At 44.3% G+C, this 8,956-nt stretch carries 13 protein-coding genes and 3 pseudogenes; 13 read left to right on the top strand and 3 right to left on the bottom strand.

From position 1 onward, the window contains the following. The 7 genes and pseudogenes from IQ242_RS09795 to IQ242_RS09825 all read left to right on the top strand — a co-directional run. Window positions 1-282: hypothetical protein (locus IQ242_RS09795; RefSeq protein WP_193959835.1), on the top strand; the 282-nt coding region annotated here is incomplete at its 5' end. A gap of 83 nt (window positions 283-365) precedes the next feature. Next, a complete protein-coding gene (locus IQ242_RS09800) occupies window positions 366-581 on the top strand; it encodes a hypothetical protein (RefSeq protein WP_002750830.1) in 216 nt (71 codons plus the stop codon). Between the two features lie 5 nt (window positions 582-586). Beyond that, window positions 587-871, top strand: a complete 285-nt coding sequence (locus IQ242_RS09805; RefSeq protein ID WP_052275446.1) for a plasmid stabilization protein — start codon at window positions 587-589, stop codon at window positions 869-871. Window positions 872-1,015: 144 nt separating this feature from the next. Next, complete coding sequence (locus IQ242_RS09810; RefSeq protein ID WP_193959836.1) at window positions 1,016-2,212, top strand: PEP-CTERM sorting domain-containing protein; 1,197 nt, start codon at window positions 1,016-1,018, stop codon at window positions 2,210-2,212. Window positions 2,213-2,218: 6 nt separating this feature from the next. Then, window positions 2,219-2,384 (top strand): annotated as a pseudogene (locus IQ242_RS09815) (photosystem II q(b) protein); the annotation flags it as partial. 697 nt (window positions 2,385-3,081) lie between these two features. Further along, complete coding sequence (locus IQ242_RS09820) at window positions 3,082-3,360, top strand: BrnT family toxin (RefSeq protein ID WP_193959837.1); 279 nt, start codon at window positions 3,082-3,084, stop codon at window positions 3,358-3,360. After that, window positions 3,323-3,601, top strand: coding sequence for a BrnA antitoxin family protein (locus IQ242_RS09825; protein ID WP_193959838.1), 279 nt, complete (start codon window positions 3,323-3,325; stop codon window positions 3,599-3,601). The genes IQ242_RS09820 and IQ242_RS09825 overlap by 38 nt, the downstream gene beginning before the upstream one ends. Window positions 3,602-3,743: 142 nt before the next feature. Here IQ242_RS09825 and IQ242_RS26725 read toward each other — a convergent pair whose 3' ends face one another. Continuing rightward, on the bottom strand, window positions 3,744-3,869 hold the full coding sequence (locus IQ242_RS26725) for a hypothetical protein (protein WP_255520639.1): 126 nt from the start codon (window positions 3,867-3,869) through the stop codon (window positions 3,744-3,746). On the opposite strand from IQ242_RS26725, the pseudogene IQ242_RS09830 reads away from it, so the two are divergent. From IQ242_RS09830 to arsS, 5 genes and pseudogenes are all read left to right on the top strand, one after another. Further along, a pseudogene (locus IQ242_RS09830) lies at window positions 3,858-3,941 on the top strand (photosystem Q(B) 2 domain protein); the annotation flags it as partial. The gene IQ242_RS26725 and the pseudogene IQ242_RS09830 sit on opposite strands and share 12 nt — an antisense overlap. A gap of 293 nt (window positions 3,942-4,234) precedes the next feature. Beyond that, the gene (locus tag IQ242_RS09835; protein ID WP_193959841.1) at window positions 4,235-4,441 is read left to right on the top strand and encodes a hypothetical protein; all 207 of its coding nucleotides are present in this window, start codon (window positions 4,235-4,237) and stop codon (window positions 4,439-4,441) included. Window positions 4,442-4,443: 2 nt separating this feature from the next. After that, on the top strand, window positions 4,444-4,728 hold the full coding sequence (locus tag IQ242_RS09840) for a type II toxin-antitoxin system mRNA interferase toxin, RelE/StbE family (protein ID WP_228020915.1): 285 nt from the start codon (window positions 4,444-4,446) through the stop codon (window positions 4,726-4,728). Between the two features lie 375 nt (window positions 4,729-5,103). Beyond that, window positions 5,104-6,078, top strand: coding sequence for an arsenosugar biosynthesis arsenite methyltransferase ArsM (gene arsM, locus IQ242_RS09845; RefSeq protein ID WP_193959839.1), 975 nt, complete (start codon window positions 5,104-5,106; stop codon window positions 6,076-6,078). A 232-nt stretch (window positions 6,079-6,310) separates the two neighbouring features. After that, window positions 6,311-7,288 (top strand): arsenosugar biosynthesis radical SAM (seleno)protein ArsS, encoded by a 978-nt coding sequence (arsS, locus tag IQ242_RS09850; protein ID WP_193959842.1) that lies wholly within the window; start codon window positions 6,311-6,313, stop codon window positions 7,286-7,288. 127 nt (window positions 7,289-7,415) lie between these two features. Here arsS and IQ242_RS09855 read toward each other — a convergent pair whose 3' ends face one another. Then, window positions 7,416-7,688, bottom strand: a complete 273-nt coding sequence (locus IQ242_RS09855; RefSeq protein ID WP_002763790.1) for a DUF3143 domain-containing protein — start codon at window positions 7,686-7,688, stop codon at window positions 7,416-7,418. A gap of 9 nt (window positions 7,689-7,697) precedes the next feature. Then, entirely contained in the window at window positions 7,698-8,192 is a 495-nt protein-coding gene (locus IQ242_RS09860; protein WP_193959840.1) for a J domain-containing protein, read from the bottom strand. Between the two features lie 444 nt (window positions 8,193-8,636). Between IQ242_RS09860 and IQ242_RS09865 the strand changes: the two are divergent. Beyond that, a pseudogene (locus IQ242_RS09865) lies at window positions 8,637-8,956 on the top strand (thioredoxin family protein); the annotation flags it as partial.

The raw sequence follows: 8,956 nt of genomic DNA on the forward strand, positions 1-8,956 counted from the left end.
AGCCGCTCTCTGCACTTCTTCTTGGGTGCTTGGCCGGTAATCGGTATCTGGTTTACGGCAATGGGTGTTAGCACCATGGCGTTCAACCTCAATGGTTTTAACTTCAACCAGTCGATTCTCGATTCTCAAGGTCGTGTAATCGGTACTTGGGCCGATGTGTTAAACCGCGCTGGTATCGGTATGGAAGTAATGCACGAGCGCAATGCTCACAACTTCCCCTTAGACTTAGCTAGTGGTGAACAGGCTCCTGTGGCTCTGACCGCTCCTGCTATCAATGGTTAATTCCTAGTCTGAATGAAAAGGCACTCCCGCGAGGGGGTGCTTTTTTGTTGTTAGAATAGAAGGTGGTTTTTTGAGGTTAAATTATGATCAGTTTAGAACAAGCTTTAAATACTGTTGAGCAACTATCTTTAGAACAACAGGAAATGTTATTAGAAATTTTACAAAATCGTTTACTTGATATTCGTCGTCAAGAAATTGCCAGAGATGCTAGGGAGTCAATTAATGCTTTTCATCAAGGAGAATTTAAACCTCAACCCCTAGAAATTATTCTGAGAGAATTGAGAGAAACTTTAGAATAGATATTATGAGAGAACTGGTTTTAACGCCTAAATTTAAGCGGACTTTCCGTAAGTTTGTTCTCAGAAATCCTCAACGACAGAAAGCGATTGAGAAGACATTGGCACAAATGAGGGAAGATATTTATTTTTTGAGCTTGGGAACTCATTCATTAAGAGGGGAATTATCGGGACTTAAAGCTTGTTCTTGTGGTTATGATTGTCGGATTATTTTTTCTATAAAAATTGAGCCAGACACCCAGGAGGAAGTTATCATTTTACTCGACATCGGTACTCATGATGAAGTGTATTGATAAAATAGGAAAAACCAAACATCGATCCCGCTGGTTCCCGCGTCGCAATACGCGGATATTTATAATAAGATAAATTTTTTCTAGTAATTAGAATTTCTTGTAGGATAAAATTTAAAGACAATTTTTTTTGACTTTTATCAAGTTATGAATAGGACAATAGCCAATTGTATCAGCTTAGGGATCGGATTGGGTGCGATCGGGGTAACTTTCCCCGCACAAGCCGCCTCTTTTCAGGGGTTAGGGGACTTACCGGGGGGTAGTTTCCAGAGCGAGGCAAGGGGAGTATCAGCAGATGGGTCTGTTGTTGTTGGTTTCGGCATTGGTGCTAATGGAATTGAGGCATTCCGTTGGACACAAGCAACGGGAATGGTAGGACTAGGGGATTTACCTGGGGGTATTTTCCAGAGCGAGGCAAGGGGAGTATCAGCAGATGGGTCTGTTATTGTTGGTTACAGCATTAGCGCTAATGGTAGTGAGGCATTCCGTTGGACACAAGCAACGGGAATGGTAGGACTAGGGAATTTACCTGGGGGTATTTTCCAGAGCGAGGCAAGGGGAGTATCAGCAGATGGGTCTGTTGTTGTTGGTATCGGCAACAGTGCTAGTGGTGGGGAGGCATTCCGTTGGACACAACAGACGGGAATGGTAGGACTAGGGGACTTATCTGGGGGTAGTTTCAATAGTGGTGCTTGGGGAGTATCAGCAGATGGGTCTGTTATTGTTGGTTACAGCAATAGCGCTAATAGCGCTAACAGCAATGGCGCTAATGGCAGTGAGGCATTCCGTTGGACACAAACAACGGGGATGCTCGGACTGGGGGATTTACCTGGGCGTACTTTCTATAGCTTTGCTTCTGGAGTATCAGCAGATGGGTCTGTTGTTGTTGGTGAGGTCGATAGTGCTAGTGGTGTGGAGGCATTCCGTTGGACACAAACAACGGGGATGGTCGGACTAGGGGATTTACCTGGGGGTGGTTTCTTTAGCCGTGCTGATGGAGTATCAGCCGATGGGTCTGTTGTGGTTGGTTTCAGCGAGAGTGCTAGTGGTGGGGAGGCATTTATCTGGAATGGTACCCAAGGGATGCGGAGCTTAAAACAGGTTTTAACCAATGATTATGGGTTAAATTTAACCGGTTGGACTTTACGGTCTGGTACCGCAATTTCTGCGGATGGGTTAACGGTTGTGGGTTATGGGACTAACCCTAATGGTAATACTGAAGCTTGGCTCGCTCGTTTAGATGGACAAACCGATCCCCCGAATCCATCTGTACCAGAGCCTAGTTCTATATTAGGGTTAGGGCTGTTTTCTTTGGTGGGTTTTTTGAGGAAAAAACGGTCATAACCTGACTTCATTATCGTCTTCATCGCCGCTCCCCCCGTGGACATCGGCGAGCCGGTAGCCGGTTCCCTACTCTACGGCAACAATATCATCTCCGGTGCGATCGTTCCCTCTCGCCATCGGTTCGCACTTCTACCCGATACGCGAAGCCGCATCGATCGACGAGTGGCTCTATAGGGAAGTCATGCACGAGCGCGACGCTCACAACTTCCCCCTCGACCTCGCGAGTGGTGAAACCGCTCCCGTGGCTCTTGTCGCTCCCTCGATCGACGGTTAATTCTTGATTACCTACAAAAAGGCATCCTCGAAAGGGGGTGCTTTTTTGTAGGCTTGTTATCTCTGTTCCGTCGGAGTGAAGTTGGTTACGGTTAGAATCACAATCTAAAACGCTCATCTGGAAAGGGTTTTATGAGAATTGAGCGTTACCGTGACCCGATCGAGGGAAATTGTCCGTAACTCAATCCGAAATCCTTATCCAGAAAGGGAATCGAATATTCCCCGCATAAACTGATTTCTCTCGATTCCTTGCTATTTTCGGTTCTTCGGTTTGTGTTATGCAATGGACGGGGGTTATAAGGGATGGAACCCTTATATAGAAAGACATTGCTTCGATTTTTGTCAATTGTTTTTGCTCTAGAGCGAACTAATCAATTAAATCTCTTGCCAGATAAGGATTTAGTCGATTTATGCCCCCCTATCGAACCATAACAAGTAACGAAGAACCCTATTTTCTTATCTTAGCCCCCTATCTCTTGAAATTCCTACCCGGTCTTAAATTTAGAATGGCTGATTTCCGGTAAAGAATAAACCCATTTCAGCCCAATGTGTGATAATGAAAGAAGTTAGTTCGGTCTGGCATATCTTAATTCCTCATGCAATTTGAGTGGGACGAAGCGAAAAACATTGAAAACATTCGTAAACATGAGATTGATTTTGCCGATGTTCCCACGATGTTTGAGAGAGAAATGCTGATTGAGTTAGATGATCGTTTCGACTATGGCGAAGATCGCTGGTTCGGGATCGGTTTTCTCGGTTCTGGAATAGCAGTAGTCGTCTGGACGGAGCGTCGAAAAAATGTAACCCGAATCATTTCAGCACGGAGAGCCAACCGTCATGAGCAGAAACGATTTGAACAGTACCTCTCGTACTAATTGGGCGGCCTTAGAATCAAGGTCAGAAGAGAATATTGACTATTCAGATATTCCACCGCTGACAGATGAATTTTTTGAACGAGCTACTTTACGTATTCCAGCGGATCGGGCACACAACCTAGTTCAGCTTGATCCGGATGTAAATCAATGGTTTCAGGCTCAAGGAGAACAGTATAAAACTTTAATAAACAAAGTTTTACGCGAATATATAGAGAGCACCCAAACTCAGCATGAAGCATAACTTTACCATTATACCGAAACGACGAGTCTGTTAATGTTGCTTATTTCTAGCCGAGATCGGGCGATCGGAGTGGAGTTGGTTACGGTTAGAATCGCCAGCTAAAAGGCTGATCTGGAAAGGATTTTAGGAGAATTGAGCGTTGTTATACCCCGATCGAGGGAAACTGTCCGTAACTCAATCCGAAATCCTTACCCAGAAAGGGAATCGATCGCTCGATCGCTGTAAGAAATAATCGAGATGGAAGTAACGCGCTCCTCGCGACGCTCACAACTTCCCCCTCGACCTCGCGAGTGGTGAAACCGCTCCCGTGGCTCTTGGTGATCCCTCGATCGAAGGTTAATTCTTGATTACCGACAAAAAGGCATCCTCGAAAGGGGGTGCTTTTTTGTCGGTGGGCTATCCCCGTATTTCTTATACCATTTTTCTTTATTCGTGGCAGACATTCTACTCCTTTCTCCCAAAAAGGGAGAAGGGTTGGGGGTGAGGGAATTAACCATCTCTGCCATTACTTTAGAAAAATGGTATTAAAAAACGAAAAGATGGGGTTATTTACCCACCTACTCTGTTCCCCGTTCCCCGTTCCCTGTTATGATTAAAACCGACAGATTTTCATCAAGAGTTAGAGGTAAAATGATGACTTTGCAAGAAATGATCAAATCTTTTGAGAATTTATCAGAGGATGAACAGGAGTCATTGTTAGAGATTTTGTCTCAATATAGAGCTAAAGCAAGAGAAAGAGAAATTTTAGCTAATTTTAAGGAATTGAAACAGGCGATCGCTACTGGAACGGCCAGAAAGGGAACCGTAGAAGATTTGATTGCCGATTTGAATGAGGATTAACGATGGATCTAATATGGAGTGATGGGTTTAAGCGTTCGTTTAAGAAGCTAATCAAGAAAAATCCCCAGTTAAAACCTCAAATTTTCGATGTACTTAGAAAACTGGCAGAAGACCCATTTACACTGTCTTTAAAAACCCATAGGTTAAGTGGTAATTTAGAAGGGTTATGGTCTTGTACTGTGGCTTACGATTGTCGAATTATTTTTAGTTTTTCGGGACTTGGTATGGTTCGATATGGGGGCATAAATCGACTAAATCCTTATCTGGCAAGAGATTTAATTGATTAGTTCGCTCAAGATCGCAAACAATTGACAAAAATTGCGGTAATGTCTCTCTCTATAAGGGTTTCATTCCTTATAACCCCGTCCATTGCATAAGACAAACCGAAGAACCATTATTTTTAGTTTTTCGGAAGATGGAGAATATTGAGAAGTTATCATCTTGTTAATTGATATTGGTAGTCACGATCAGGTGTATAGAAAATAGGCTAGACTAGAAAGCGATCCCGCAGGTTTCGGCGTTGCGGTATTTCGAGATATCGGAGCATCAAGATAAGCTAAGACGCATTTTAACCGCTTATGGGTCAGTAGGAATGCTACGATAGCGTTGGGCGAGGATGTGAAGTCAGTCCTTGAATTGATCAGAGAAAAGGAGTTTAAAGGATGAAAATGACTTATCTGGAAGCTACTGCCAAATTTTACAGCGAAGTGGCCCAAACTCCCGAAGTGGGGCTATGTTGTGTCCAAAGCAGTCCTTTGCAACTACCGGGGTTAAAAATCCCTGCCATTATGCAGGAGATGAACTATGGTTGTGGCACGACGGTGCAGGCCAATGAATTAGGCAATTCTCCTAGGGTTTTGTATGTGGGTGTGGGTGGTGGTTTAGAAGCACTGCAATTCGCCTATTTTTCCCGTCGTCCGGGGGGAGTTATTGCGGTAGATCCAGTGCCAGAAATGCGTTGGGCAGCCCAAAGAAATCTCAGCGAAGCGCTGCTGGAAAATCCCTGGTTTAGTCTCGATTTTGTGGAAATTAGAGATGGTTCCGCCTTTGAATTGCCGGTGGAGGATGCCTCCGTCGATGTAGTGGCGCAGAATTGTCTTTTTAATATCTTTAAACCAGCCGACTTACAGTTAGCTTTACGGGAAGCTTTTCGCGTCTTAAAACCGGGAGGACGTTTACTGATGAGTGATCCGATCGCCACTCGTCCAATCCCCGAACATTTGCAAGAAGATCAGCGTTTACGCGCTATGTGTCTATCGGGGGCCTTGACCTACGATGATTATATTCAACAGTTGATCGCTGCTGGTTTTGGTCAGGTAGAAATTCGAGCCCGTCGTCCCTATCGTTTACTGGACTGTCAGAGTTATAATTTAGCCGATCCGCTCCTATTAGAAAGTTTGGATTCCGTTGCTTTTAAACTAGCTATTCCCGAAGATGGGGCCTGTATTTTTACGGGCAAAACTGCTATTTATACTGGTACGGAGGCAATTTTTGATGATGGTGCAGGGCATATTTTAGCCAAAGGATTGCCGGTGGCCGTCTGTGATAAAACTGCGATCAACTTAGCTCGTTTCTCTCCCCAAGATATCCTCATCACCGAGTCCACTTGGCACTATAATGGGGGCGGTTGCTGTTAAAAAAGCAGCGTCGAGACAAGTTCGATCCCTCAGTTATCAGTTATCAGTTATCAGTTATCAGTTATCAGTTATCAGTTATCAGTTATCAGTTATCAGTTATCAGTTATCAGTTATCAGTTATCAGTTATCAGTTATTGGTCACTGTTTACTGTTTACTAATTACTGTTTACCGTTTACTGTTCAATGTTTACCGTTCACTGTTTACTGTTTACTGATTACTGTTTACTCTCCCATGACTCCTTTTGTTGAGAAACTAAAAACTCCTTTAACTAAGCAAAAAATCTCGGTTCTGCAAATTAATTTGGGGAAAAGATGTAACCTTGCTTGTAGCCATTGTCATGTGGAAGCTAGTCCAGGTCGTTCCGAAGAAATGACTCCAGAAGTGTGCGAACAAATTATCGAACTGATCGCAAGATTTCCCCAAATTAAAACCGTCGATCTGACCGGCGGCGCCCCGGAAATGCTCTACGGTTTTAAGCCGATTGTGGAAATCTCTAGAAAAGCTGGGAAACAGGTAATTGTGCGCTCGAATTTAACTATTTATTTCGAGAAAGGATTTACTGATATTCCTGAATATTGCGCTGGCCATCAACTGCGGGTGGTGGCTTCTTTACCCTGTTATCTTGCCGATAATGTGGATAAAATGCGCGGTCTGGGAGTCTATGATCGCTCGATCGCCGCTTTACAATGGTTAAACCGTCTCGGCTACGCTCAAGAGCCGAATTTGATTGTGGATTTAGTCTATAATCCCCAGATTCCTAAGTCAGATAATTTTTCTCTCACACCAGATCAGGTATCCCTGACACGGGATTACAAAAAGTTCTTGCAAGAACATTTTAATATTTCTTTTAACAATCTATTTACTATCACTAACCTACCCGTCGGAAGGACGCGCTTCCATCTGGAACACCGGCAACTCTATCAACCCTATCTTCAATTCCTCGAAGACCATTTTAATGGCGATACTGTCGAGCATTTGATGTGTCGTAATCAGCTTTCGATCGATTATTTGGGTAATATCTATGACTGCGATTTTAATCAGATGGAGGATCTGGCTGCTTGCACCAGTCAAGGCCAAAAATTAACCCTGCCGGATTTATTACAAGCGGGTACTTTAGAGCTAATTGCAGAGGTACAAACCGCTTCCTATTGCTACGGTTGCACTGCCGGCAGCGGTTCCAGTTGTGGGGGAGCTTTGATTTCAAGCTGAACAAGTGTACTGGATTGACAGCGCATCTCGGAAATTTTAGTACAAATGCTCGGACTAGCTCTCCCTGCTACCAACTCCGGTGCTGTCTTAACGAGTAATCTTAGATAGTTAAAAGTTTAACCGATGATTAAGGACCGGAAAAAACTGCCGATTCGATATCTTGGCGACTAAGGGAGTATTTAAAAGCGCGATTGATATCACTGCCGTCATTGGCTGCTCGAAAGTAACGAACGGTGATTTCTTCGATTTCGAGGCAGATTTCCGCTTTCCATGTCGGTTTTTCCACAGTCCAACAGTGGACATTCTCGGTATTTTTCCGACAACCTAACTTAACTAGCCATGCTTCGATCGCCGGTAAGGGATGATTATAGAGGGGAGTATCGGCAGTGGGAATCTTCATCGCATGAATCTAAATCAAAAATAATTGGGCTACAGTGACAGCATTCTCTCCTCGAAGCATAGCAATAATCACCGCCAGTAACAAGCAGCCGAGCAGGGTGAGTGCCAAGATAAACAAAGCAAAAATCTCTCCCGAAGATAGGGGGCGATCGGTAGGATCGAGATAGGCGCTACGATTAGCTATGGGTTGATCGCCATCCGGGATAGTTTGGATGACATTCCAGCGCGAGTAACCTATCTGTAAATCATACAGGGAACGGCGATCGGGATTACTCAGGGTGGCATAAGCTTCGTTAAGACGCTGGAATTTAACCGTTGCCACTTCGGGGCTGAGTTCGGTAGTATCGGGGTGGTATCGTTTACTGAGTTCCCGATAAGCGCGTCGCACTTCGATCACCGAGGCACTCGGATGTAGTCCTAGAATGGCATAATAGGTATTGGCAAAGCGCGAGTTAGCGGCAATGACTCGCGGAGTAGTTTGGGAATTATCGCGCTCGAAGGTCACAAGATTTTTTACCGAAAAATTGGGTTTAAAGCCTCGCCCTTTTAGGGCGACTTGATCTGATGTATGATATTAAGAATAGCGGGCCGGGTAAGCAACCGCTTAAAAAACCCAGTCATCGCAGGATGAACGCACCTTGAAAACTAGAGTTATGGGGTTCTATAGGGGAATGCTCCTATAGGTAAAAGCTCTAAGCGTCAAGTACCAGAGAAACCAATTATTTTAGAGGTTTTGAACTGTATCGTAGGGCATACGAAAACAGGCTTCTGTAAGGGAGCGAAAGTCTGAGGAGAGAACCACCTCTGGGTGGGATTTCGCCAGGAATCTAATTCAAGTGGACTCGTTGAGCCAGAAATTCTCAGCAGTGATGCTAGAAGAATCCACGTCCGTTTACGGCGTGGGGTATGTCAAACTAAAAATTGTCTTAATATTTTAACCCTGTTGATCATGAAATCTCGTTATCGGCTGCGTCTTCAGATCTTTCTTGTCTTTCTCATTGTTGCTCTGACGAGTTTCTCTCCTTGGCTAACCCCTAGCGCCTATGCGGGAATCGATGACGATCGCCTTGATGGTAATATTTTTGTGGTCTATGCGGGTAATGGTTCCCTCGTACCACCGCGTTTAAATTTAGCGGAAACTTTTCAACGGAAAATTCCGGCTATTATTGTCTATTATTTGGATGATAGTAGTGATTGTAAGCGATTTGCGGCGATTGTCTCCCGTTTTCAAGAGTTTTATGGTCGCGCCGCCAGTATTATCCCCGTAAG

The sequence above is a fragment of the Microcystis sp. LEGE 08355 genome (genome assembly GCF_015207185.1).
Classification (GTDB): domain Bacteria; phylum Cyanobacteriota; class Cyanobacteriia; order Cyanobacteriales; family Microcystaceae; genus Microcystis; species Microcystis panniformis.